24 protein-coding genes, 1 tRNA gene and 1 pseudogene are annotated in these 25,330 nt (G+C 36.9%); 12 read left to right on the top strand and 14 right to left on the bottom strand.

From position 1 onward, the window contains the following. Nucleotides 1-324: 324 nt before the first annotated feature. Together speD and ABIE66_RS24820 are read left to right on the top strand one after the other, a co-directional pair. Nucleotides 325-1,647 (top strand): adenosylmethionine decarboxylase, encoded by a 1,323-nt coding sequence (gene speD, locus ABIE66_RS24825; protein WP_370016650.1) that lies wholly within the window; start codon nucleotides 325-327, stop codon nucleotides 1,645-1,647. Nucleotides 1,648-1,909: 262 nt separating this feature from the next. After that, nucleotides 1,910-2,752: a hypothetical protein gene (locus ABIE66_RS24820; RefSeq protein ID WP_370016649.1), complete on the top strand. Its 843-nt coding sequence runs from the start codon at nucleotides 1,910-1,912 to the stop codon at nucleotides 2,750-2,752. A gap of 47 nt (nucleotides 2,753-2,799) precedes the next feature. Here ABIE66_RS24820 and ABIE66_RS24815 read toward each other — a convergent pair whose 3' ends face one another. From ABIE66_RS24815 to ABIE66_RS24795, 5 genes are read right to left on the bottom strand one after another with little or no spacing between them, the layout of a single operon-like run. Then, on the bottom strand, nucleotides 2,800-3,333 hold the full coding sequence (locus ABIE66_RS24815; protein WP_370016648.1) for a 1,2-dihydroxy-3-keto-5-methylthiopentene dioxygenase: 534 nt from the start codon (nucleotides 3,331-3,333) through the stop codon (nucleotides 2,800-2,802). 33 nt (nucleotides 3,334-3,366) lie between these two features. Then, nucleotides 3,367-4,050, bottom strand: a complete 684-nt coding sequence (gene mtnB / locus ABIE66_RS24810; RefSeq protein ID WP_370016647.1) for a methylthioribulose 1-phosphate dehydratase — start codon at nucleotides 4,048-4,050, stop codon at nucleotides 3,367-3,369. Then, nucleotides 4,040-4,714: a 2-hydroxy-3-keto-5-methylthiopentenyl-1-phosphate phosphatase gene (locus ABIE66_RS24805; protein ID WP_370016646.1), complete on the bottom strand. Its 675-nt coding sequence runs from the start codon at nucleotides 4,712-4,714 to the stop codon at nucleotides 4,040-4,042. Before ABIE66_RS24805 ends, mtnB begins: the two co-directional genes overlap by 11 nt. A gap of 2 nt (nucleotides 4,715-4,716) precedes the next feature. Further along, nucleotides 4,717-5,937 carry a 2,3-diketo-5-methylthiopentyl-1-phosphate enolase gene (locus ABIE66_RS24800; RefSeq protein ID WP_370016645.1) on the bottom strand — a complete coding sequence of 407 codons (1,221 nt, stop codon included), beginning with the start codon at nucleotides 5,935-5,937 and terminating at the stop codon, nucleotides 4,717-4,719. A gap of 37 nt (nucleotides 5,938-5,974) precedes the next feature. Beyond that, nucleotides 5,975-7,159: a pyridoxal phosphate-dependent aminotransferase gene (locus ABIE66_RS24795; RefSeq protein ID WP_370017112.1), complete on the bottom strand. Its 1,185-nt coding sequence runs from the start codon at nucleotides 7,157-7,159 to the stop codon at nucleotides 5,975-5,977. A 159-nt stretch (nucleotides 7,160-7,318) separates the two neighbouring features. Between ABIE66_RS24795 and mtnK the strand changes: the two genes are divergently transcribed. The 6 genes from mtnK (at nucleotide 7,319) to ABIE66_RS24765 (ending at nucleotide 14,021) form a co-directional block, all read left to right on the top strand. After that, nucleotides 7,319-8,551: an S-methyl-5-thioribose kinase gene (gene mtnK, locus ABIE66_RS24790; protein WP_370016644.1), complete on the top strand. Its 1,233-nt coding sequence runs from the start codon at nucleotides 7,319-7,321 to the stop codon at nucleotides 8,549-8,551. Beyond that, nucleotides 8,541-9,602 (top strand): S-methyl-5-thioribose-1-phosphate isomerase, encoded by a 1,062-nt coding sequence (gene mtnA / locus ABIE66_RS24785; protein ID WP_370016643.1) that lies wholly within the window; start codon nucleotides 8,541-8,543, stop codon nucleotides 9,600-9,602. The genes mtnK and mtnA overlap by 11 nt, the downstream gene beginning before the upstream one ends. A gap of 114 nt (nucleotides 9,603-9,716) precedes the next feature. Next, nucleotides 9,717-10,931: a methionine adenosyltransferase gene (metK, locus tag ABIE66_RS24780; RefSeq protein ID WP_370016642.1), complete on the top strand. Its 1,215-nt coding sequence runs from the start codon at nucleotides 9,717-9,719 to the stop codon at nucleotides 10,929-10,931. Between the two features lie 803 nt (nucleotides 10,932-11,734). Further along, nucleotides 11,735-12,130 carry a VOC family protein gene (locus ABIE66_RS24775; RefSeq protein WP_370016641.1) on the top strand — a complete coding sequence of 132 codons (396 nt, stop codon included), beginning with the start codon at nucleotides 11,735-11,737 and terminating at the stop codon, nucleotides 12,128-12,130. Between the two features lie 2 nt (nucleotides 12,131-12,132). Further along, on the top strand, nucleotides 12,133-12,522 hold the full coding sequence (locus ABIE66_RS24770) for an MmcQ/YjbR family DNA-binding protein (RefSeq protein WP_370016640.1): 390 nt from the start codon (nucleotides 12,133-12,135) through the stop codon (nucleotides 12,520-12,522). A gap of 296 nt (nucleotides 12,523-12,818) precedes the next feature. Continuing rightward, nucleotides 12,819-14,021 carry an aminotransferase-like domain-containing protein gene (locus ABIE66_RS24765; RefSeq protein WP_370016639.1) on the top strand — a complete coding sequence of 401 codons (1,203 nt, stop codon included), beginning with the start codon at nucleotides 12,819-12,821 and terminating at the stop codon, nucleotides 14,019-14,021. A 736-nt stretch (nucleotides 14,022-14,757) separates the two neighbouring features. Here the strand turns inward: ABIE66_RS24765 and ABIE66_RS24760 are convergent. The 6 genes from ABIE66_RS24760 to ABIE66_RS24735 all read right to left on the bottom strand — a co-directional run bounded on the left by ABIE66_RS24760 (nucleotide 14,758) and on the right by ABIE66_RS24735 (nucleotide 18,818). Beyond that, nucleotides 14,758-15,426, bottom strand: a complete 669-nt coding sequence (locus ABIE66_RS24760) for a DUF2642 domain-containing protein (protein ID WP_370016638.1) — start codon at nucleotides 15,424-15,426, stop codon at nucleotides 14,758-14,760. Between the two features lie 15 nt (nucleotides 15,427-15,441). Beyond that, entirely contained in the window at nucleotides 15,442-16,797 is a 1,356-nt protein-coding gene (locus ABIE66_RS24755) for an arsenic transporter (protein ID WP_370016637.1), read from the bottom strand. Next, nucleotides 16,790-16,921 carry a hypothetical protein gene (locus ABIE66_RS24750; RefSeq protein ID WP_370016636.1) on the bottom strand — a complete coding sequence of 44 codons (132 nt, stop codon included), beginning with the start codon at nucleotides 16,919-16,921 and terminating at the stop codon, nucleotides 16,790-16,792. The genes ABIE66_RS24755 and ABIE66_RS24750 overlap by 8 nt, the downstream gene beginning before the upstream one ends. A gap of 177 nt (nucleotides 16,922-17,098) precedes the next feature. Further along, nucleotides 17,099-17,248, bottom strand: a complete 150-nt coding sequence (locus ABIE66_RS24745) for a hypothetical protein (protein WP_370016635.1) — start codon at nucleotides 17,246-17,248, stop codon at nucleotides 17,099-17,101. Beyond that, on the bottom strand, nucleotides 17,248-17,952 hold the full coding sequence (locus ABIE66_RS24740) for a hypothetical protein (protein WP_370016634.1): 705 nt from the start codon (nucleotides 17,950-17,952) through the stop codon (nucleotides 17,248-17,250). The genes ABIE66_RS24745 and ABIE66_RS24740 overlap by 1 nt, the downstream gene beginning before the upstream one ends. Nucleotides 17,953-18,461: 509 nt before the next feature. After that, the gene (locus ABIE66_RS24735; RefSeq protein WP_370016633.1) at nucleotides 18,462-18,818 is read right to left on the bottom strand and encodes a hypothetical protein; all 357 of its coding nucleotides are present in this window, start codon (nucleotides 18,816-18,818) and stop codon (nucleotides 18,462-18,464) included. 1,003 nt (nucleotides 18,819-19,821) lie between these two features. Between ABIE66_RS24735 and ABIE66_RS24730 the strand changes: the two genes are divergently transcribed. The 3 genes and pseudogenes from ABIE66_RS24730 to ABIE66_RS24720 all read left to right on the top strand — a co-directional run. Further along, on the top strand, nucleotides 19,822-21,168 hold the full coding sequence (locus ABIE66_RS24730) for an arsenic transporter (protein ID WP_370017111.1): 1,347 nt from the start codon (nucleotides 19,822-19,824) through the stop codon (nucleotides 21,166-21,168). Between the two features lie 34 nt (nucleotides 21,169-21,202). Then, nucleotides 21,203-21,877, top strand: coding sequence for a DUF2642 domain-containing protein (locus ABIE66_RS24725; protein ID WP_370016632.1), 675 nt, complete (start codon nucleotides 21,203-21,205; stop codon nucleotides 21,875-21,877). A gap of 251 nt (nucleotides 21,878-22,128) precedes the next feature. Then, a pseudogene (locus ABIE66_RS24720) lies at nucleotides 22,129-22,772 on the top strand (site-specific integrase); the annotation flags it as partial. 111 nt (nucleotides 22,773-22,883) lie between these two features. On the opposite strand, the gene ABIE66_RS24715 reads toward ABIE66_RS24720, so the two are convergent. Both ABIE66_RS24715 and ABIE66_RS24710 read right to left on the bottom strand, forming a co-directional pair. After that, nucleotides 22,884-22,956 (bottom strand) — tRNA-Ala (locus ABIE66_RS24715). 114 nt (nucleotides 22,957-23,070) lie between these two features. Beyond that, the gene (locus tag ABIE66_RS24710) at nucleotides 23,071-23,778 is read right to left on the bottom strand and encodes an MgtC/SapB family protein (RefSeq protein ID WP_289314630.1); all 708 of its coding nucleotides are present in this window, start codon (nucleotides 23,776-23,778) and stop codon (nucleotides 23,071-23,073) included. A gap of 147 nt (nucleotides 23,779-23,925) precedes the next feature. Here ABIE66_RS24710 and ABIE66_RS24705 point away from each other — a divergent pair, with 147 nt between their 5' ends. Further along, nucleotides 23,926-24,831 carry a DMT family transporter gene (locus ABIE66_RS24705; protein ID WP_370016631.1) on the top strand — a complete coding sequence of 302 codons (906 nt, stop codon included), beginning with the start codon at nucleotides 23,926-23,928 and terminating at the stop codon, nucleotides 24,829-24,831. A 32-nt stretch (nucleotides 24,832-24,863) separates the two neighbouring features. Here the strand turns inward: ABIE66_RS24705 and ABIE66_RS24700 are convergent, their stop codons facing one another. Beyond that, nucleotides 24,864-25,049 (bottom strand): hypothetical protein, encoded by a 186-nt coding sequence (locus ABIE66_RS24700; protein WP_289314632.1) that lies wholly within the window; start codon nucleotides 25,047-25,049, stop codon nucleotides 24,864-24,866. Nucleotides 25,050-25,330 lie beyond the last annotated feature (281 nt).

Raw genomic sequence — 25,330 nt, 5'->3', positions numbered from 1 at the left:
GAGCTTAGGGGGAAAGATGCCTCTAGGCTATTTTGAATCTAATATCAAGTTCTTATTGCTCTGTCTCCGTTCGAAAACATTTTTACAGCTCTTTGTTTTGTATAGATATTTATCGTATCAAAGTCAAAACAACCTTCATTTCAAATACATTTTATAAAATAAGATATATGCACAAACTCATTAAATTGGATAAACATATAGTATTTATAGAAAGACAAGCACAGAGAAATGAATGAATTTGAAGAGTATGTGGTTATTAATAGGGGATAGAAACTTATCCCACTATAACAATAATTCTCTTATTACTAATAAGGAAGTGGTTTCATGGATACGAAAGGTCAACATCTGATTATCGATGCATTTGAATGTCAGTCTGCTATTCTGAATAATGCAGAACAATTAAAAGAATTACTGACAAAAGCAATTGAACATATAGGAATGGAGATTTTATCAACGCATTTTCATTCTTTTTCACCTCAAGGCGTCACTGGAGTTATTGGTATTTCAACTTCACATTTTTCCATTCATACATGGCCGGAACATGGATATGTGGCATTGGATTTGTATACATGTGGTAATCAGGAGATATGGCCTACAGTAAAGGAAATTCTGAAAAAAATAGAAGCTAAGCGTGTCGAAGTTTATGAGCACTCTCGTGGAGAAGAATCGAAAAACACTTCTACAATGAAAAAATTAATCCTTACTTCAGACACTGAGAATACCGAAAAGGGGAACTCACGGGAGTTATTACAATTACAAGACAACCGTGGAAACGATTGGGACATGAAGCAGTTAAAAGAAATAATCGCAGGAAAACACGATGTTCTTTATCATGGATCTAGTCAATATCAAGATATACTATTAGTTAAAGCCAATGATCTTCGCTTGTATTTGGACCAAGAGTTACAGTTTTGTTCCCTGGATGAAAGGCATTATCATGAAGCATTAGTTTACCCGGTAATGGAGATGGCAGCGCCCCATGAACGTATTCTTATTTTAGGCGGAGGCGATGGTCTGGCGTTGCGGGAAGTTCTTAAATATCCAAAAGTAAAACATGTTGATTTTGTTGATATTGATCCAATTATCATTCAACTTGCGAAAACTGAACCAGCACTATTAGCTCTAAATAATGGAGCTTTTTTAGATGACAGGGTGCATGTTCATATTGAGGATGCCCAAAAATTTATTACAAGGGAGCTGCAAGCATATGATGTAATTATCATTGACTTTCCAGATCCTGTTAACCCTATCCTTAGTTCATTATATACAGAGGAATTATTTAGCCAGGTGGCTAACCATTTATCGAAAGATGGTGCATTAGTTTGTCAGTCTGGTTCACCGGAGGATGCACCGAAGACATTTTGGAGCATTGCTGAGACCATTAAAAAAGCTGGCCTCCTTACTCTGGAATATAATGTGACTGTTCCCTCATTTGGTTTATGGGGGTTTCATTTAGGAGCACATAAAAAATTGGCAAAGAAAATACCTCAAATCTCTGTCCCTCATCAAGCACTTCCTGCCAACATGGAACCCTTGTTTAAGATTCCTTCAGCAATTATGTCCGTACAAAAGGATGCGGTTATAAATAGCTTAGATAATCTAAGATTACATGAGTTATATGAACAGGAAATGAAAGATTGGAGTTAAATAGACTAGTTCTCTATTTTATTTTTATATAAGTTCAGCTTAATTTCTAGACATAACCAATTCTTCTTTCTTAATAAATCAAGGAAGAGGATCAATTCTTATGTCGATTTAATAAGTCCAACAAATATAGATTCCTCGTGCTGGGGGCTTTGAGTTTTCCCCCTTTTTACTCAGTTTAAGTCATAATATTGATAGTGTTGGAATAATATAAATATGGATTAATTGTGAATTAAGGATCTCTGAGTTAGAAGGTGAAATAATAGTGAAATTAATTAATGATAAAGGTACACCTTGGGGGGATAAGCGACAAAAAAATAAGACAATAATACCTTTAGATTTTTCTGACATCCAAGAAAAGTCTTTATTTATCGGAGTTAGCTTAGGCTCTAGTTACCACTATAATGAAAGAGATTGTATTGTACTCATGTATAAGGATAGAACAAATTGGGAAATGAAAACGAATAATAACGAAGATGCGTTCGAATTTTTGTACCGTAATATTAAATTTTTTTCTAAAAACAGGTATAAAAAAGTGAAGGGTTCTTTTTTAAAGGAATATCTCATTTTCACGATAGGTGCTTGTTTAAGCACTCCAGTAAAACCAGAATACTATATTCGCGATGTAGATGTGGAAAAAAATGATTGTAATCAGATTAATCCAAGATGGCAGCCAGAAGGTTATCTTAAGATTAGTGACTGGCTAAATCATTTTCCAATATCGGGAGCATCAAAGAGAGTTTATTTAGAAACAAGCCCTCATAGAAATTTTCCTTTTAATAAAAAGGAAATAAGAGAAATGGAAAAAGAAAAGGATTTCTTAGTAGAAGTATGTAAAAAAATCGTTGGACTTTCAAGTTCCATACAAAATATCAAAGGATGGAATGAGGAAAATTTCAAGGATGAAAATTATAGGGATGCTTTTGTATCAATGTTAGTATCAATCGCTTATACGAGGTGGAAATCAAACGATAAATCAGGAAGGGATGATTTCTTGAAAGTCATTGTGGATCATGATGGTCTATATTGGCTTCTTGATCACGAATCCCTTAATCAAAAACAAGGTACTATAAATATGGAAAAGCCTCTTTCGGATGAAAGAGGCTAATTACGTATCTTTGATTTCTTTGTTTAAAGTCAATATATGAATTTCTATTACGATTTGAACTCCGGATCTTCATAAGAATGAGCAACCCAGCCTGAAGCATCAATAAACAAGCGAACGGCTACAACTTTGCGATTTTCCATTAAAGTAAAGAAATGGGGTATATTTACCGGGACAGAAATCACATCTCCAGCAGATAATTCTACATCGAAATACCCGGAATCCCCCTTGATAGTAAAGATTCCATTTCCTGCTGTGATGGCACGTACTTCATCTTCGGTATGAACATGTACCTGTTCAAACTTCTTTAGGAGTTCGTCTAGATTAGGAGTTGCATCGGACAATGCAACAATATCCCATTCTTTATAGCCACGTCGATTTGCAAGGGACCTAATTTCAGAATCAAAGATGTTAAGGATCTCTTCTTTTTTCTCATAAGACAGTATAAATGTATCACGTAGATCATTGGGTATTTTTCCTGTATCCCAATGTTCGTAAAGAATACCTTGTTCATTCAAGAATCTTTTTACCTCTTGTTCTCCTGTTAGTCTTTCATTAGTATTTCGTATTCGAATGTTTGCCATAGTAAAAGTCTCCTTTTTTAAAGTTTATTAAGTTTATTTGAATTTTTTTAGAAAATACATATTGGTTTGATATTCAAATAGAAATTCAAATGCCTCTAAATGGCGTTTAGCAGTAAAGTCACTATCTCCCCATACATAGATTCCGTGGTTGCGGATTAATACTCCAGGTACCTCGGGTTGGATTACCCGAAGGATTTCTTCTGCTAATTTAGGGATGCTGGAATAATTTTCTATGATGGGAATTGATATGGAAGCTTCTTCTTCCCAAATATCAAAAGCTTTAATCAGTTCATGGTTTGTAAAGGTAATCTTTCTTTGATCTCCGTATAGGTCCGAAATGAGATTATTATAAATAGTATGGACATGAAAAACCGCTTTACAATTAGGAATCAATTGATAAATGGAGGTGTGAATTAAAGCTTCAGCAGAAGGTTTTAAATTGGTAGGAAATACAGGATTTCCATCCGAATTAATTACAAGAAAATCTTCAGGAGTATGAATCGATTTGTCTTTTCCACTAGAGCTTATGGCGAATATTGGCTGGTTATTCTCAAATGAAGAACCTTTTACAAGAACGGATATGTTACCACTCGTTGCTGGAAACCACCCTCTTTCCGATAGGGTTCCTTTAACTTTTTGTAATGTTTTAAAAGCTTGTTGGACTGCTTCAAGGTTAATTTTTTCAAAATCATTTTTGGTTATAGGTCTACACCTCACTTATTGGAATTTGGTTTAAAATGTTTATCACATCGAAAAATGAATTAAACTCTTTGTAAGGAAGAGAGTGTTCTTTACATTTCTGTAAAAGAAAATCTCTTGCAATGACAAGGTCAGCCATTTTAGCAATGGCCAAATCTGTGATGCTGTCTCCGATGACAATATTCATAGAATCGTTAGTTGAAAGTGAACGGAGAATACTTGGTTTGCACATTCCACAATCATTGCTACATTGTGTATCACAAGAAAAAGGCCATAGAATTTTGATTTGTTTGCCGCTAAAATCACTAGAATTGCAAAAGATGTCATTTTGGGAGATGTGGTATTGCGATAAAATAGGGTAAACGAAAAAGTCAATTCCTCCACTAGTAATAAGTAGACGAATATTGTGATCCTGACAAAATTGAATAAATTTATCAAAACCCGCTCGAATTTTGGCTTGTTTTATAGCGTAATGAACGATTTCTTCTCGGTATGCAGTAGGTAATAATAAAAACATGTGTCCTACTCCTTCTCGGACGCTCATTTTTCCCGCTAAAGTATCATTTTTGATCGTTTCCCATCCAGGCGGATTAAAATATTTCATAATATTGATAATGTTATCATTTATTGTAACTGTTCCATCAAAATCGCAAAATATAACCATTTTTTTGAATGAATCCATGGTTATAATGCACCCCATTTTTGTATCGCTGAACGAAGCTCAGGAGCGTTTTCTGCTGCTTTCTCCAGAGAAAGACCTGAAACGGCTGCTTGAATCGCATCAATAAAGGCTTTTCCTCCAGCTGAAGTGCCTTGAGGATGTCCATGAATTCCCCCACCTGCATTAATAATGATATTTTCACCAAAATCTCGATATAGTGCTGGAACTAGACCAGGATGAATTCCTGCAGAAGGTGTTGGAAAAGCGGGACGATGAATATGGTTTGGACATTGTAGTTGTTTTGCTATATCAAGGGCTACATCTTTTGGCATGGCTACAGAACCGTAAGGAGACGGATAAAGAACAATGTCGGCACCAGAAAAACGCATTAATTTTCCTAGTAGCAATTGAGCTGATAGCCCGTAATAAGGTGATTGATAAAATGCACCGGTAAAGGCAGGGTGGGCTATGATCGGAATATTGACATCAGGATTTGCGGATATCCGGTGGAGGACATCAAATCCATATGGAGCCACATTCAGTAACAAGCATGATGCTCCTGCTTTAGACAATTGTTTTGCCTGTTCAACTAGAAGAGTAACTGGTCCGGTTAAGTTAACGGCATAAAGTACTTTTTTTCCGTTTTTTTCTTCTTGACGTTTATTACATTTTTCAAAAGCTTCTATTCGCTTCAAAACAGGTGCATAATCATCCCGTAAGAAAATCTCGTCATCTTTTACAAGGTCGACTTGTCCATTAATTTGGTTTTGATATTCCCTTTCTAGTTCATGAAGAGGAAGCCCGATACATTGTTTGAAGATACTCATTAATAATGGACGGTCGTGTACGCCTAACAGCCTTCTTATTCCATCAATTCCAAAACGCGGTCCTGGAAATTGGGAGAGAAGAGAATCTGGCAAGTGCAAATCTATTAATTTAATTTGACCGTCCATTGATAATTTACCAAAGACCGTTGTGAGGATAGAGGGTATATCTGGATTCATATTAACAAGGGGGTAACCAATCATTAATAGAGCCTTAGGTATACCATTTGAATCGGGATTTAACACTTTTACTTCGATTACTTTTCCTAAGTGCGGTTTCATTTGTTCTTTTTTTGTGGTTGGGAGATCAGTCCAAGTCCCGACAGTAAGTCCTACAGCGATTTCTTCTGCTTTTTTGTGAAATTTAAGATTGCCATGAACTAAATAGGTAGCGATCACATAATCTTGGTCAACTGTCACAATTGATTCAACTCCGAATATAAGTTTGTATAGGTCTTTAAAAGATAGACAATTTGGAAATTCGTTGCACAGCTTCCCGAATACGTTCCTCTTCAGCAAGAAATCCGATTCGAACATATCCCTCTCCGTGCTTGCCAAATCCAATTCCTGGAGCTACGACAACTTTCGCTTTCTCTAATAGGGTCTCTGCAAATTGGCTTGATGTGTATCCTTGTGGAACAGTAACCCAGGCAAAAAAGGAGCCTTTAGGAACCGGAGTATTCCAACCAAGTTTTTTTAATTCTTCAAAAAGGGCATTGCGTCGTAATTCGTAAGTGGCAACAAGTTCTCGGACGCACTCTTGAGAGGAAGTCAGGGCTGTTATAGCTGCTTCTTGAATTCCACCGAATAGGCTGACAAAATAGTGGTCTTGAAGTTCATTGATTAACCGAATCAGCTCTTGGTTACCAAGAGCAAATCCAATGCGCCACCCTGCCATATTATAGGTTTTTGACAGCGTGTAAAATTCGAGACCAACATCCTTAGCACCTGAACGGGATAAATAGCTGATAGGTTTGTGCCCGGCGAAACCGATTGCTCCATAGGCAAAATCATGGGCAATGACAATATTGTTTTTCTTTGCAAAGGAAATGGCTTCATCAAAGAAGGAACTAGTCGCACAAGCTCCTGTTGGGTTTGATGGATAATTAAGAAACATTAATTTTGATTGTTTGCACTGGGAAGATGTAAGTTTTGAAAAATCGGGAAAAAATCCGTTTGTAAAGTCTAATGCCATAGGGACCATCTGAGCACCAGCAATAGCAATTCCTGACCAATAATCAGGATAGCCTGGGTCAGGAACGAGAGCCATGTCACCTGGATTGAGCAAAATTTGTGATATTTGTATGAGACCGGTTTTGGATCCAAACAATATAGCTACTTCCTTCTTTGGATCCAATGTAACTCCATGTTCGTTCTGATACCAAGTACATATAGCTTCCTTTAGTTCATTTTTCCCGGAAAATGGTGGATATTTATGATTAATTGGATTTTCAGCAGCTTTTTGTAATGAGTGAATAATATGAGGTGGGGTAGGTAGGTCGGGGTTACCTTGTCCAAGATTAATAACATCATACCCTGCATGAATAAACTCATTCACTTTCCCAACTAATGTAGAAAAAAATTGATTTGGTAGGCGTTCCATTTGAGTGGATGCTTTGATTATAAATTGGTTATTTTGAATAATTAATCACCTCTTCTTTAAAACAGCATATGATGAGATAACCTTTTTAGTGAATAAACAAACAAAAATCAATTATTTGTCTAACTTTAGTTTATGTCATTGCAAACATATGGTCATTTATACTCGTGAAAAAATTGGGGGAAAGGGAAGAGGAGCTCAATGTCAAACTCAGGTTATCACGTGCTTAGTGAGCTAGAAACCATACAATATGTTAAGAAGATTCCAGGTTTATTTTCAGAAAATGCTCTATTAATTTGCAAGGAATTGGGGGATGGAAATCTAAATCTAGTATTTCGTATAACGGAAAAAGGTACGTCAGGTAAAAGTATAATTATTAAACAAGCACTTCCTTATGCTCGCGTCGTAGGGGAGTCCTGGCCGTTAACATTGGACAGGTCCCGTATTGAGAGCGATGCATTAATGATACAAAATATACTTTGTCCGGGCTTAGTTCCAAAAGTCTATCTTTATGATAAAGAAATGTCCCTAACTATCATGGAGGATTTATCGACACATATCAATATGCGCAAAGGACTCATTACTCGCAATCAATATCCTCATTTTGCAAAACACATAGGCACTTTTCTAGCTAGGACTCTCTTTTTAACTTCAGATTTAGCCTTAGAGCCCCAATATAAAAAACAGAAAGTCGTGAAATTTATTAATCTAGAATTGTGCAAAATAACAGAAGATCTTGTGTTTACTGATCCGTACTACGACGCAACAACAAATCAATTTAACCCGCTAATGAAGGAAGTAATAAAAGAAATTTGGGATCATGCTGAGCTTAAACTTGAAATTACAAAGTTAAAAGAAAGATTCCTCACTCATGCTCAGGCACTGATCCATGGAGATCTTCATACAGGCAGCATTATGGTCACAGAAAAGGACACGAAAGTAATTGATCCAGAGTTCGCCTTTTATGGACCAATGGGTTTTGATATTGGAAATGTGGTTGCCAATCTATTACTCAATTTTTGCGCACATGAAGGATGTTCTCTAGATCAAAAAGAAAGGCTTCAATACCAGGATTATCTATTAAATATAGTAGAGGAAATTTGGACAATCTTTGAAAAAGAATTTAGAGCATTGTGGAAGGGAAATGAGAGTTCGTTCTATGCGTCCGTACAGGGATATGATGATGATTATATACTGCGTTTACTTCAAGATACTTTAGGATATGCGGGCTGTGAAATGATGCGACGAGTAATCGGTTTAGCCCATGTTCCTGATTTAGAAAGCATAGACGATCCTAAATTAAGAGCAAAAGGAGAAAGATTAGCCCTTGCCATTGGACAACAATTGGTATTGAGACGGGAAACAGTATGGACGATTTGTGATCTCACCGCTTTAGTCAGGTACATTAAAAATAGGGAGGTAGATGAGGATTAAGAAGTTTATTCAATCCATTCAGTGGAAAAATGACCAACTCATTTTACTGGATCAAACCCGTCTGCCAGAAGAAACGGTGTTTTTGTCTCTATCTACTATAAAAGAGGTTTGGGAAGCCATTCGATATCTTAAAGTACGTGGCGCTCCTGCTATAGGGATGGCGGCTGCCTACGGTCTCTATTTGGGAGTTCAAAAAAGTCAAGAAAAAAGTGTAAATGCTTTCATAACAGAATTAGAAAAAAAATCGGAGTATTTAGCAACGGCAAGGCCGACAGCAGTTAACTTGTTCTGGGCATTAAACCGTTTAAAAGGAAGAGCTTGTCAGGGACAGAAAAAAGGATTAAATGTAGATTTTATTAAGAGAAATCTCCTCGAAGAAGCGTTGAAGATTCAGGAGGAAGATGAGAGAGTCTGTCGACAAATTGGCGAACATGCTCTTAGTTTATTTAAAGACGGGATGGGAATTCTCACGCATTGTAATGCAGGAAGTTTAGCAACTGCTTTATATGGAACTGCAACAGCTCCTTTTTATATCGCTAAAGAACAAGGGTGGAATTTAAAAATATTTGTCAATGAAACTCGTCCTGTTTTGCAGGGGGCACGTCTTACTACATGGGAGTTGCAAAAGGCTGGTATTGATGTCACCCTTATTTGTGATAGTATGGCAGCTGTGGTGATGGCTAATCAGTCGGTACAAGCTGTTATTGTTGGAACGGACCGGGTGGCTGCCAATGGGGATGTGGCTAATAAAATTGGAACCTATACGGTAGCTCTTTTAGCGAAAGCTCATGGAATACCATTTTATGTGGCGGCTCCATTATCTTCGGTTGATTTAAGCACACCCACTGGAAAAAACATTCAAATAGAAGAACGTTCGGAAGCTGAAATTACGGTTGGATTAGGAAAACGGATTGCACCACAAGGAATTAAAGTGTATAACCCTGCATTTGATATTACGCCTTATTCGCTTGTAACAGCCTTTGTGACCGAAAAAGGTATTGTTTGTCCTGATGCGGAAGGTCAGTATGACAGTATACTTCGAAATTTATGATTAAGTTCCTGATGGAGGAACTTTATATTTGAAACTTTCTATTAAATTGTTGAAAAACTTAGGCATAAAAGATAAATAGTATAAATAATTGTTAGTTTGGGAGTTGAGAAAGTAATGTATAAAAAACAACTGCATCTTTTTACATCAGAGTCGGTTACTGAAGGTCATCCTGATAAAATGTGTGATCAAATTTCGGATGCTGTATTGGATGCTATATTTGAAAAAGACCGAAATGCCCGTGTTGCTTGTGAAAGTTCAGTTAGTTCAGATTTGGTTGTTTTATCCGGAGAAATTACAACGGACTGCGCTGTAGATTTCTTGAAAATAGTAAGAGAAACTATCCGGGAAATCGGTTATACCAACTCTGAATATGGGCTTGATGCTGATACATGTAAGATTTTAATAGCACTGAATAAACAATCTCCTGATATAGCTATGGGAGTTAATCAAGCTCTAGAAGCACGTGAAGGTTTAATGAATGAGGACGAAATAGAGGCAATTGGTGCTGGAGACCAAGGATTAATGTTTGGATTTGCTTGCAATGAAACCGAGGAGTTAATGCCATTGTCAATTTCTCTATCAAACAAACTGGCTAGACGTTTAACAGAAGTGCGAAAAAATGGGGTAATAGGTTATTTGCGTCCAGATGGAAAAGTTCAGGTTACTGTGGAATATGAGGACACAAAGCCTATTCGCGTTAATACAATTGTAATTTCCGCACAACATGATCCTAACGTAGAATTAGAACAAATAAAAAAAGATGTGCAGAAACATGTAATTGCTTACGTGGTACCACCTGAGTTGCTTGACTCTAACACGAAATATTTTATAAATCCGACTGGACGTTTCGTTATTGGTGGACCAAAGGGAGATGCAGGCTTAACAGGCCGTAAAATTATTGTTGATACGTATGGCGGATACGCACGTCATGGTGGCGGTGCCTTTTCGGGAAAAGATCCAACTAAGGTTGATCGTTCGGCAGCCTATGCAGCACGTTATGTAGCTAAAAATATTGTTGCAGCAGGGTTTGCAGACAAATGTGAAGTTCAACTGGCTTATTCGATTGGAGTAGCTTCCCCTGTTTCAATAGCTGTTGAAACGTTTGGTACTGGAAAAATAGAAGAAACAAAAATCGTTCAACTAATAGGTAAATGCTTTGACCTTCGCCCTGCAGGAATTATTAAGATGTTAAATCTCCGGCAACCTATTTACTTTCAAACTGCTTGCTACGGACACTTTGGAAGAACGGATATCAAATTGCCTTGGGAAAACACGGATAAGATAGAATTATTAAAAAAAGAGGCAGAAAAAATAATTACAGAGAATTGAAGGTTTTTAGACCACTTAGAAAGAAAAAAAGATTGATACAGGGGTTCAATTTGTAGAGAAAGAGGTGTTTTTTATAACAACCTTTTTTGATCACTATGAACTTTTTTAGTGTATTAGGATTTGATCAAATCGTACTTCTACTCCCCACGCTGGGAGCGTAGAGGTCGCGATTCGATCCCGCTAAGCTCCATATTCGAAAACCCTTGATATTCAAGGGTTTTTTCTTTTTATCTACCGCTTCTCCTTTAAGGAAGCTTTACTTATTAAAGTGATTAATGGTTTCCGATAGTTTTCGATAGTACGTGACCAAAATGTGACCAGTTTTTTTGTGGGAATATGCTATTGCTGTATGTAAATTAGTAGGATTGTGAGATGTGATGGTATGCCAAATTAGGTTTATCGCAAGATAGTATTTTTCTAGAGGAGTAATAGTTGAACGGACACTCCCTATTACCTCCGACAAACATTAAAATGCTGAAGGTACGGTATAAGACAGAATGCTTCCACAGTCGATTCATGTGGAGTGAGTGTCACAATTAATTTTTTAAAAATAATTGAGTAGATATGTAGAAGGGGAAGGGAGCCGATTCTGTTGGTAGGAACTAACTATATTTGAAAAACGGTTCCTATGGTCTTTCTAAAAAGTTATGACAGGATGTATGATGAGACTCTAAAAATTGATTTAATCTCAACTAAAAATAATATATTCTTATGATAATTGAATTTATTTCCATGTCCATTATAATAATAAATGAGAATAATTTAAGGAAATGGTTAATTCTTGTAAAAATTAGGAGGAAATCATGGGAAGAATAGTTCATTTCGAAATTCATGTGAATGACATGGAACGGGCAAAGAAGTTTTATGGAGAGGTATTCGGATGGACATTTCAAGACTGGAGTGAGTATGCAGGAATGCCTTACTTTGGAGCAGTAACTGGTGATGAGAATGAACCTGGGATCGATGGTGCTTTGATGCAGCGTCATAGTGCTCCACCGGAAACACACCAAGCGTTAAATGCATTTGCTTGTACCATGGGAGTGGAAAGTTACGATTTAACGGAAGCTAAAATTATTGAAAATGGCGGCAAGGTCGCAATGCCCAAATTTGCCCTGCCCGGAATGGCTTGGCAAGGATACTATATTGATACCGAAGGCAATACTTTTGGAATTCATCAACCCGATGTGAATGCAAAATAGAGTTGATAATAGGTGAATTAAAACATGAAACACAAGGCACGGCAGCCATGCTTGAAAATGTACGCAATATCTGTCTTGCACTGCCCGAAGCTGTTGAACATATTGACGGTTTCGGTCACAATACTTTTAAAATCAATGGAAAATCCTTCGTGATTTCAGGTGAAAGCGAGAAAGGATTCAGCTTGTCGTTCAAGTCAAATCGAGAAACTCAAGAATTATTGCTAAAGAAAGAGAATTTTTTCAAAACCCCATATATAGGACATCACGGTTGGGTCTCTATTCAAAGTCCGGATAGGGAAGACTGGGATGAATTGACCTATCTAATTCAAGAAGCCTATTTACGTGCGGCACCGAAGCGATTGGTTAAGAAATGGAATGAGTTGCATAAGTGAAGAAAGGCGGATGATCTGCCTTTCTTTATTTTTTCGTTCTTTTAATCAGCTTTACAAATACTGAGGACAATAATAACGACCTCATCCATACACACATAGTTTAAAATTGCATTGGAGCGACCAAGAAAGTCTGTGTAAAAGGGACTCCGGAATTTGTAAAATATAAAGAGTGATTGTTGTCTCTCATCAGAGGGTGTTTCTACAAAAGATTTATGCTTATATAAAATAAAGGAGTTAGCTTCAAAAATCGCGAATATCAATTAAGATTTGATTGAGACGGAAGGGGTATGGTTGAAGTGAATGTTGAATCTTTTTTTCCTGAAAACATTAAAGTGGCACTTAAGAATGATCCGCCCGGTGCATGGATGTCAGACCTGCCAGATGGTTGTATTCGTTTGAGTTCAGGCTATCCTGATCCTGCGCTCGTCCCTGCTGAGGAGCTCAAGGTAGCTGTAGCCGGACTTCTTGATGAGGAGCAGGATTTGCCGCTCCATTATATCGGAAGCCCAAGGATTGTAAGACTGAAGCAGCAACTCCAGAAAAGACTTGAAGATCGTGGAATTCGCGTTTTGGAAGAACAGCTTTTGATTACATCAGGTGCTTGCCAGGGGATTGATCTTATTGCCCGCATTCTCCTTGATGATAAAGCGGTCGTAGCTGTAGAATCTCCCACCTATATGGAGGCATTAGAGATTTTTCAAAACTATACGAAGCAGATTATTAGTATACCTATAGATGAAAATGGACTCCAAACGTACCTATTAAAAGAAATGCTGGATGAAAGGAAACGTAAAGGTCTAACCCTCCCGCGTTTTCTATATACCATCCCAACCTTTCAAAATCCAACTGGGACGACTATGACAACTGAGCGGCGGAAGCATTTATTGGAACTTTCCATCGAGTTTGATTTCCTCATTCTAGAGGATGATGCATACGGAGAATTAGCCTTCGATGAAAATCCGCTGCCAATAAAATCTTTTGATACACGCGGACGAGTCCTCCACGTTGGTTCATTATCCAAAGTAGTGGCACCGGGAATGCGGATTGGATGGATAGCAGGAGAAAGTGAATTCATTAAGGCATTAGAGTGGTTTAAAAAAGATTTAGACCATCCATTTGCTCAAAGTACAATGGCTGTATACTTAGAAAACACGGATTTTGAGAAACGAATCGACCTTCTGAAAAATGTGTATCGTGCTAAATGTACTGCGTTAATCCATTCGTTGGAACAATTCCTTCCAGAATCCGTTTCCTGGTATGTACCAGATGGTGGTTACTTTGTATGGGTGAGAATTCCAGGTATGGATACGTCGCAATTATTATCACAGGCTCTAACTGAGGGTGTTTCGTATGTTCCAGGGAAGTACTTTTGCTTGGATGAAAAGGATGGAACCGAGTTCCTCCGGCTCTCGTTCAGTTATGCTAATGAGGAAGAAATAATCGAGGGAACTAGAAGACTAGGACAGCTTATCGCATCTTTTTTTCATAAAATGTCCTGAACGATTGTTAGTTTTAAATTTGAATGCGCCTACTTCCTTAAAGGGGGTAGGCTTTTTTTATAAAAGGATTCTTTATCTCTTTCGCGATGATCATATCGACAAATTCTTTCAAATCTTAGCTGGGATATGCATGCAAAGAAGTGGTATCTGGGCAAATACATATTCACATGTTCTTCCAAACATGCAAGAAGAAGTGGTTTTAATTAGATGAAATCATTAAATTGTGACCGTTTTTATGACCAAAATATGATCAGTGCGCGACGTTTTTCTTTTAAGACAAAGAAAAAAACCCTTGCTACACAAGGGTTTTCGGAGATATAAACCACAATGACAGTTGTTTTGACTTCGTTATTAGCATATAAAAAAGCAAAACTCGCCACAGTATTGGCGAGCTTTCTTTATTATAGCTACCAAGTTCCTTATTCAACTAACCTGCCCCTTTAGTTGCATAAGAAATGGAGCTGTTTCCAGCCCCATATAGAAGTAAAGCTCCCGTTACTTCATATTCATTTATACACAATCTCATCGGTAGTACAAAACTCCCTTGGTTCCGACCACTCCATGGACAAAGCCAACATCGATAATCATATGAGGTAAAAATAAAGCGGATTGAACAAATTACCATTTTTCACTACAAGATAGATATGTAAGAATTGGGTTTTTGGTAAAGTATTCTCACCTTGTTTACGCTTTAAAGAAGGAATATCAAAAAGGCAGCATATTCGCTGCCTTTAATTCAGGGTAGGTGAACTGATTTAATATGATGAAGATTTAAATATACAGGTTCCTCCCTTGCAGTAATAAGTTCAATGAAATTATCTTCTAACTTATTAATTTGTCCAATTAAATTAGGATTTTCTCCTATATTTAAAATAATCAAGCTACCGATCAGTTTTTTCACTTGTACGTCAAAGGATCTTGCCATTGAAAGTTTTGATGGATGTACAGGAAGATCCTTGTTACTTAAACCATATGGAGTTTGATTGTCTGTGTATGGGATAATCCACTTTAAATGAATTAAAGGTATATACATAGTTTTATAAACAGGTGAATAGAATTCAAAGTAATTATTCATCACCCTTGTTATATAACCATGTAAAGGCTGGTTACCAGTTACGTATAATTCCGTGAACATCCCTTTCGCGGATAAAAGAGTTTTTCTTAGTGATAATTCTTCCTCAGCTTCAATTCCAGGTGAGTCTACAGGAAGGGAAATCTCCTCGTTTTCCGTAGTATTTACTTTGCAATTTTGAATATGAATTATTGGAAGATACACAAAATCTTGTCCATTAAAGATAACCACTACATCAATACCAGTATCAACCAGTGTACCGAAAAAAATTTTTTTTCCTGAAATTTCTATTTCAATCGTTTTTCCTCTGAGATTTTGTAAGATATTATTCATAATCACCCCTCCTTCCTACATTAATAACCAAGTGGTCCAAAAATACAGCGAGATTAAACTTACGATTAACCCTATAGGAATTATCAAAAAGGTAACTTTAAGATACTTTCCCCAGGAGATATTGATGGAGTGTTTCTTCAATATATACATCCAAATTAATGTAGCCAGCGTACCAACAGGCGTTAACAAAGCACCTATATCGCTTCCAATCACGTTAGCAAGATAAGCAATTTGTACAAGGTGAGGATCCAATCCCATCTCTGTTATCGACAAAGTCCCTATCATAACTGCAGGAAGATTATTAAATAAATTGGATAGGATAGTTAATAATATGCCCATGATCATGGTAGCGTTGAATGGGCTGTCCATAATTAAGGGTTTTAAATTGCTGACTATATAATCATTCAAGCCAACATTCTTCAAACCATATACCAGCACGTACATATTGAAAGCAAATAGAAGAACATGCCAGGGTGTTTTCTTTACAATATCGCTAGGACCAGTTTTGGTTTTATACCATCTCAGTAATATCAAAAGGAACGCTCCCATCATACCGATCAATTCCAAGGGAACCCCAAATGGTGTAAGTGCGAAGAAACTCGCCCGAGTTAAAATGACGATTGCAAAACTCATTTTAAACAACATCCAATTATTATCTTCGGATTGTTGTTTAACATCGAGTGGATGAGTTTGCACATAGCGTGAAAAGGTTTTATCCCACCTTAAAGGTACGCTGGGAATTTTCCTTGGAAGGTCCTTCTTAAAATATAGATAAAGTAATAACCCGATTGTTAAAATCCCTATCATTGAAGGAACAAACATCATATTGATATAACTATTAAGGCTCAGTCCTACAATTTTTAGTGCAATCAAATTGGAAATATTGCTTACTGCTATTGGCGCACTCGCTGCTGTTGCTATTAGAGCTCCTGATATTAGAAAGGGGATTTTTTGGTGAGGTTTAATCTTTAGTAACGTTACAATGTGAATAATGATAGGTGTTGTGATAAGGATACTTCCATCGTTATTGAAAAACATTGTCATGAAAAAACATAGGAGATTAGTATAAACGAATAATCTAACCCCTGAACCCTTAGACCGGATGATGATATTTAAAGCAATCCACCTAAAAAAACCAATGCTCTCAAGTACAATAGACATCATTATGGTGGATAATATGGTTAAAGAAGCGCCCCTGATAATATCAAATATATTTAAAACATCCATCCAAGGAACAATGCCTGCAACTAATACAGTCAAGGCCCCTATTGTAGTAGGTATAGTTTCATTAATCCCAAATGGTCTCCATAACATGAGAATAATCGTTAAAGTAAAAATTATTAACATTAAGACAATTTGTGAACTAAGCATTTACCTCTGCCGCCTTGTTTTGGGATGGTGTAATTTTTACGGTATCAGGTGTGGTTTGATTTTGAGGTTTTACAAAAAAAGAATAGAAGACTCCCCCAATTACAGAAAAAAACAAAATCATCATTCCATGTCCTCCTTTCAATTTGCCTTGAATTGTATCTTAAGGCTTTAACCGTTTTGCCTTCAATTTCCCATGTATTCTTTCAGCAAATTTCATCAATGAATAATATTCGGCTTTTGATTTCCATTTTCTGTATACTTTTTTCAGTGGACTTCATTAATTCGTAACATTTCTTATCTATCAGTTTCCTTTTTCTTTTAAATTATTTTTCTTTACGGATTGTTCGTTCATTTCTTGAGGGCCTGAGTTCCTAAATTCTTCAGTCAGGTTTTCTTGGATTGCCTCTTTTATATCTTTTTGGATGGTCGCTTCTGCCCAGAAGCGACACATCATTTATGGGATATACTATTTTTCTTTTTCTTCTGCTTTATTATCTTTATTTTTTTTTTCCTTTTCCATTGTCTTTTATTATCTTTATTTTTTTTCGCTTTTCCATCGTCTTTATTATCTTTATTTTTTTCTGATTTTCCATCGTCTTTATTATTTTCTTTTCCATCGTCTTTATTATCTTTATTTTTTTCTGATTTTCCATCGTCTTTATTATTTTCTGATTTTCCATCGTCTTTATTATCTTTATTTTTTTCTGACTTTTCATCTTCTTTTGGTTTCTCAACTCTTGCCCCATAACTGATGCTGCGAATATGGAACATTGCCAGGCGAATCACTTCTTCGTTTAGTGTTAACGTTACGTATTCATCATTAACATCATGAAGTACGCCTTCAAGCTTCTCGGGACCGCCTCGGTTAATATTTACCCATTGATTTCTGAGGTCATCTAGTATGTCTATAAAATTATCAGCTGCTTTAAAAGTAAAATCTTCGGGGATTTCCAGTTGAAATTGGAACCCATTCTTTACATTCTCGGTAATACTTTTGATATGGTCAGTTTTATAGTAGATAACACCTTCTTGCTCAGTTAAAATCGATAAGTGATCATCGTATATGCCTAATAATAATCCTGTCCGAGATTCCGGTCCTCCTCTATCTATCTTTAGAACTTTCCCAACCAAATTAGTTAACCATTCCTTATTCATAATGTTGCCCCTTCCTATATAATCATTTACCCTGTATGTATATGTGTCATGGAATGACATTGTGCCTTGGTAAATGTCCATCTTCTATCAATAAGACTGAAATTCATCAAAAATGTGTATATGCACTAACCTTTAGAATTTCCTGAAGTTAAATGACTGAAATTGCTCAATGAACTCTCTGACCAGAATAATGGATAGTTAAAAAAAGGACTTAATTCGAAGCAGAGAACGCCTTTTAAAATAGCTGAAGGATATTGAATAGGAGGAGGGGGAAAGAGATGGCGCTAAATCCATGTGAGAAATTCGCTCAGCATCTAACAGATAAATTGGAGTAATGGATAGTCCAACTTTAATGAACTTAAAAGAAGAGTGGATCGCTGTTTAGCGGATTATTAAAACGAATGTACCCAGAAAGTTACAAAAAAAGACCCCGGCGCATTACCGGAGTCATTTTAAGCAGCAAAACTAAAAAGTGTTTTTTTATGGTCTCTAAAAAACCTGATGTTTGATCACCATTTTTCTATTTCGTTTTTATACAACTTGTGTAATTTTAAATTTTTGAGGCTATTCATAACTGCTTTTCCCCGTTCCTCCTTAATTGACAGAGGAATAGTAAACAAATTCGACATGTCTGAAGTTAGAGCTTGATGTTGGACAGAAATACTCGGAATAATTATTGGAAGCTTGAAATGTGATGCTAAATGAAATCCCCATAAGCCGAAAGAGGGGACAATAGCATTGTATTCAAGTGTATTATGAGAACTATGGGATAAAAATATTTTTGTGTAAATGGGTTTTAACCTTTTGAGCCTGGCGATGTTTTTCTTTTGGAAGGTATCGCCCAAACGCATCACGCCCACATACATTTTTGAAGTTAGGAGCTGTCACTCAAGACAGCTCTTTCGTTATTCAATTAACGCCCGTGGGTCCATTTTCCCACCCTGTCCACCACCATTAATTTTCCATTTTCCAATCAATTATCTTGTATAATATTTTCTTCGCATAATCCCCCTTACCTTCAAAGTCTCAGAGCTTTTGGATTATCTCAAAAAATATATGAATTGCAACATAGCCTTCTTCAAGTAACCTGCCCCTTTAATGCCATAAGAAAAAGGCTGCCTCAGCAACCTCCCTTATAGAAGTAAAGCACCAGTTAGTTTAAGTACATTTCTTCACAAAATAAAAAAGGCTGTTTTTTATGAACCTAAAGGAATAAGTGATGATGCATTTTTAGAAAAAGGAGTTACTTTAGACAGTTCTAAAATTAATAGCTCAGCCTTTATTAGAGGTTATTTAAATAAGGAAAAAGAAAGAGTCAAATGGGTGTTGCATTTACCAGATAATAAAAATATATCTGATAAAGCTTACACATAGTTGCATAAAGAAAAAGCTGCCATAAAGACAGCTCTGATCTACAGCTAAGGCACCCTTTACTTTAAGTGCAATTCTTCACAATCTGCATCGATATTCCAACTAGAAAATTCCATGACTACTTAAAGCCATAAGCAGAAGGTTAAAAATAGGATAAACCATATCGGGCGACGCTTACTTAGCATCGCTTTTTATTTTTGCCATTAGAAACTACTTCAATTTAATAATAAGGGTTAATTCTTGTAATTAGGTATGTTCTTCTATCTTGACATGTGTAATTACTTGAATCGTTGTTTTTTAGACTCTAGAGGATTTTTTGGAAAAATGGGTACAAACCTAAAGCCTTTCTTAACGTGATACATAAAATACAGTACAACATCACAAGAGGGATAGATGGAAGGGGGGGACAAGAGTGGACTTGCTCAATGAAGGGGTTAGGTCGTCTCATGAAAACATCATGAAAAACTAGCTAGAAAGAAGGAGAAAAATATGCAACCAATGGTTTGGATAACCGTTTTATCTTTTTTGGTTACCCTCGGATTGATTCTTTGGAGGCCTAGAGGCATTAATGAAGCTATACCTGCCACGATAGGTGCAATTATTGTCATACTCAGTGGAAGTGTTTCTCTAACAGACCTGGGTTTAATTGCAGAAACGATAAGCGGTGCTGCGATAACTATTATGGCAACGATTGTAATGGCGATTGTCTTAGAGAGTTTTGGATTCTTTAACTGGGTGGCAGAGAAGCTTGCGGAAAAAGCAAATGGGTCTGGCATCAGATTATTCTGGTATGTCAATCTTTTATGTTTTCTCATGACACTCTTTTTCAATAACGATGGAAGTATCTTAATTACAACCCCAATTCTAGTCATGTTATTAAACAACATGGGCTTAAAAAACCATCAAAAAATTCCGTATTTGCTGTCTGGAGCCTTAATTGCGACTGCTTCGAGTGCTCCAATAGGTGTAAGTAACATTGTCAATCTGATCGCTCTAAAAATCGTGCATATGAGCTTGTATTTGCATACGGCGATGATGTTTGTTCCTGCCACGCTTGGTTTACTACTGCTGACTTGGCTCTTGTTCCTTCGCTTCAAAAAAGTCTTACCGAAAACCGTTCCTACTAAGATTACTGGGCGGTCACACCCTTCTTACCATCCACTTAAGCCAAGTCCTATGAAACATGGTTCAGAGAAGGAACGTTCAAGGTTTATGCGAAACGTCCTGCTGTTTGTATTTGCTGTTCGTGTCAGTCTATTTGTAGCTTCGTTTCTTTCCATTCCAGTTTCTCTTATGGCTGTAATTGGCTCTCTGGTCCTTTTAGGATGGAGATGGGCTTATTTAAAAATACCTCCAACCGATATGCTGAAAAAAACGCCGTGGTATATTATCGTGTTCGCTTTTAGTATGTATGTGATTATTTACGGTCTGAATAATATCGGTCTAACAGACTGGTTGATCCAATTTATGCGTCCAATGGTTTCTGGAAGCCTGCTCAATGCAAGTGTTATGATGGGTGTACTTCTATCAGTACTCTCAAATATTTTTAATAATCACCCTGCACTCATGATTGGAACCCTCACGTTAACGGATATGAATCTAGATTTACTCTCCTTGAAAATCGCCTATCTGGCGAACGTCATTGGCAGCGACATGGGTTCCTTACTACTTCCAATGGGAACGTTGGCTACGCTGATGTGGATGCACATTGTAAAGCGTGGAAAAGTAAGAATCACTTGGTGGGAATATATAAAAGTAACAGCTGTCGTTATACCGCCTACTGTATTATTCACATTAGTGGTTTTATATTATTGGGTTTCTTGGCTCTTTGGTGGAGCACTTTAAGGATAAAACAATATGAGGAAAAAGGAGAATAAATATGCTTTCTGATTTTGTAGATTTAATGGGAAAATATATTGAGGTGGAAATTTCTGGAGGGGATTTTCACAAGGGAATCCTAATAGATGCTGGGTTGGACATCATTGTTTTAAACGATGGCTGGACAAATTCATTCCTCTACATTCCATTTGTTCATGTTCAAAGATGGAAAGAAGCCAGTTTAGATGAAGAATATACCTCTTTTAACCCTCCTTCAGAAAAACCAATTGAAGCTGATACCATTTCGTTTCGTAAAGTATTAACTATTGCTAAAGGTTTGTTTGTCGAGGTTTACGTCACAGGGAATAAATCCATTCATGGTTATATAACCAGCATTATGAACGACTATTTTGTCTTTCACTCCCCAGTGTACAAAACAATGTTTATTTCGATGAATCATGTTAAGTGGCTAATTCCGTATTCTCCTAATACAATACCGTATTCTTTAAACAAGGAAAATCTACCCCTTGTGCCTATATCCACTCCTTTAGCCAGATCCTTTTATGAACAGTTGAAAAGATTGGAAAATCAACTAGTGATTATTGATGGTGGAGACCATACTGAAAAAATAGGCTTACTCCAAAAGGTTCGAAATAACAAAATGAGGCTGATAACAGCTGAAGGGGAAACGGTTTATCGGAATTTAGAGCATATCAAAACAATACAATTACCGTAAATACCTTATGTAATTGATAAGGAACTTAATAAACTCATCTTTAAACAAGAATAAGTAGGTAGGTGATGTTCACATGAGCAAACAAAATAAACAAAAAGAATAATCCACCCTGTTTTTGCTGACGAGGATGGATTACTCAATTACTTCTATAATTGTTTGTTAGACCGTGACGTTTGAGTCACGATCTTCTTTATGGTGTACCACATATTGTTATTATATGTTGTTTGGTTGAATTTTGTTTAAGGTAGAAAAAATTTTGTAGTTTAAAAATTAAATTGCCAAAGGCTAATAAGAAAGAGATGAATGTATGGGATGAAGAGGAAATAAATAGATTTCTAAAAGTAGCAAAAGAGGATCCTGCTTATATTGTATTTTACCTTGCATTAACAACTGGTATGCGACAAGGTGAACTACTTGGATTGCGTTGGAAGGATCTTAACTTGGAAAAAGGATTGTTAAATATTAAACAGACTCTTAGTCATGACGGTAAGACATTTTTAAGCGGAGCTAAAACCAAGTCTAGTCTAAGGACAATAAATTTATCCTTGTCGTCTATAAAGGTCCTTATAACTCGTAAATTAACTGTTTCGAAAGAAAGGCTAAGCCTAGGCCCTATTTATCAAGATTTTGATTTAGTTGCTTGTACTCAGCATGGTACACCGCTTAATCCTGCAAATATTAGAAGGACTATAAAAAGGCTGATGTTCCTGAAATCCGCTTTCATGATTTAAGACATACGCATGCTACCTTGCTTCTTTCCAATGGTGTTCATGTCAAAGTCATCTCAGAAAGATTAGGACACAGTAACATAAAAGTTACACTTGATACCTATTCACACGTTCTTCCATCAATGCAAGAAGAAGTGGCTCGTAAATTAGATGAAATTATTAAATAATTGCGTGTGTGACCAGATTGTGACCAGACGGACATTTTTGAAGAAAATATTAGGGGCACAGTGATATATAAAAAAGAAAAGAACCCTTGCTACACAAGGGTTCTTCGGATATGGAGCATAGCGGGATCGAACCGCTGACCTCTACGCTGCCAGCGTAGCGCTCTCCCAGCTGAGCTAATGCCCCGAATTGAGGTACAATAATTATTTTATCGGATTTTGGGGAAAAGTCAATATAAAAAATGAGATTTTTGCAAAAACGATAAAAAAACCGTTTGATAGTAGTCAAACGGTTCTTTTATTATGAATTTTCGATTTCTACCCGTGCAATTTCCTTAAGATTGGAGACGGTGTAATACACTTCAGATGTTCTAACTTTATGATCGACCAAAACTTTAAGTGTCAAAAGGTGGTGGTCTTCTTCTACATCTTTGATTCTAAGGTTCTTGATGAATATTTTTTCCTCTTTGATTTTTTTCAATACGACGGCAATGTCATCTTTGTTTTTGACCACCAGCTGCAGAAAGATTTCTTTTTGCCGTAACTTCATCGGTCCGAGCCAGGTGACCATTGCTGGCACCAATTCGACACTGATGATCAATAGTATGACGCCAGCTATTGCCTCAAGAAAAAATCCTGCTCCTACGGCAATCCCGATTCCGGCCGCTCCCCATATGATGGCGGCTGTCGTTAAACCGGATATGCTGTTGTTGCCCCGCCGGAGAATGACGCCTGCCCCGATAAAGCCGACGCCAGAAACAATCTGAGCGGCTAGACGCAAGGGGTCCATTGTTATATTTACGTCGTCACTTCCTGGGAACTTATAAGCGGACTCCATGGAAACGATCGTTAATAAACAGCTGACTATTGAAATGACCAGGCTTGTTTTTAATCCAACGGGTTTTCGTTTCATTTCTCGCTCTAGTCCGATAATTAGTCCTAGGAGAGCTGAAATCCCCAATTTGATAAGGATTTGCAGTTCCGATTGAGGGTCGAATGTCCATTCCATTTTGTTTCACCACTTCCGAATTATTATCGAAGAAAAAGATCGTCTGTTGCCATATACCCGTTTTTCAAAAAAGCTTACCCTATTAATTTTAACATAGTAGAATAGAGTTCAATGTTAAGTAATTCCCTTTGATAGGAGGAGTTTGAAATGCAAATGCCAAAAGTGAATCCTTATGTTGCGTTGGCGATTGGTGTGGCATCCGTTTCATTTTCGGCCATCCTTGTTAAATTAGCGACTGCTCCATCGGGTGTTATAGCCTTTTACCGTTTATTATTTACTGTCCTTCTTATGCTGCCGGTTTTCTTGGTGAAATACCGCCATGAACTTAAATTCATTGGTAAAAAGGATTGGCTGTATTCGATTGCTGCAGGAGTGTTCTTGGCTTTTCATTTTATTTTATGGTTTGAATCGCTTAATTACACGTCTGTTGCGAGTTCAACTGTACTTGTCACCCTCCAGCCTTTATTCGCTTTTGCCGGAGCCTATTTGTTTTTTAAAGAAAGGTTTTCAATGAAGGCAATATTGAGCGGCATCATTGCGATAGCAGGCAGTCTTGTCATTAGCTGGGGAGATTTGAGAATCAGCGGCATGGCGCTTTGGGGAGATATTCTTTCGCTAATCGCATGTGCGCTTGTAACCGGTTATTTATTATTTGGGCAAAATGTTCGAAAACGCATCTCTTCTATAACATATACATTTGTCGTGTATGCTATCAGTGCAGTCACTTTGTTTTTTTATGTGATCTTCAAGGGAGAGGCATTGGCACCATATCCTGCTGCCGATTGGATCTATTTTGTTTTGCTTGCCATTTTTCCGACATTATTAGGACATTCTTTATTCAATTGGTCATTAAAGTGGTTAAGCACTTCGACTCTTTCGATGGGAATCTTACTTGAACCGGTTGGAGCGACGGTTCTGGCTTATTTCATATTAGATGAACCGATACTATGGACGCAGGTCCTGGGAGGTACCATCATATTGGGCGGTTTGATGATGTTCCTGAAGGATGAAAAGAAAAGTAGGGTACAGGAAGAAACACAAGTCTCCGTATAAAAGCAGTAAGTCTCCTGACTTACTGCTTTTATTTAATAGGGATGAAACAAATAGGTGATTCGTGTGAAAATCATAGCAAAAGTAAAGCTGAATAAAAACGTCGTACCATTCACCTTGCCTTTTTCTCTGCTGAACCTGATGGCTTCATAAAAAGCAGTACTGAATAAGTAAAGGGCCATACTGTAAGAAATGAGTAATCCGATTAATGATAGATTCATTGCTTCACCTCATGGGAAAAGATATCTTTATATGTCTATTTGTGTTTCTTTGGAAATATGCTTCGTTTATTCATGTACCATGCTATTGGCCAAGGAAGCAGGGGGGGATGATAATGAAGGATATATAGAGGGAAAAAGAAAAAAACGTTTTTTTGAAAAAAGTTTTAAAAAACATATTGCAAACATTTTTAGTACATGGTATATTATTTCTTGTCGCTAAGACAGCAACTTAAACAGCTAACAAGTTGTTGAAAAATATTTTAAAAAAGTTGTTGACGAAA

The organism is Peribacillus sp. B2I2, from assembly GCF_041261685.1.
Taxonomy (GTDB): Bacteria; Bacillota; Bacilli; order Bacillales; family DSM-1321; genus Peribacillus.
The sequence above is the reverse complement of the archived record's forward strand: the minus strand, read 5'-3'. Positions and strand labels throughout refer to the sequence as shown.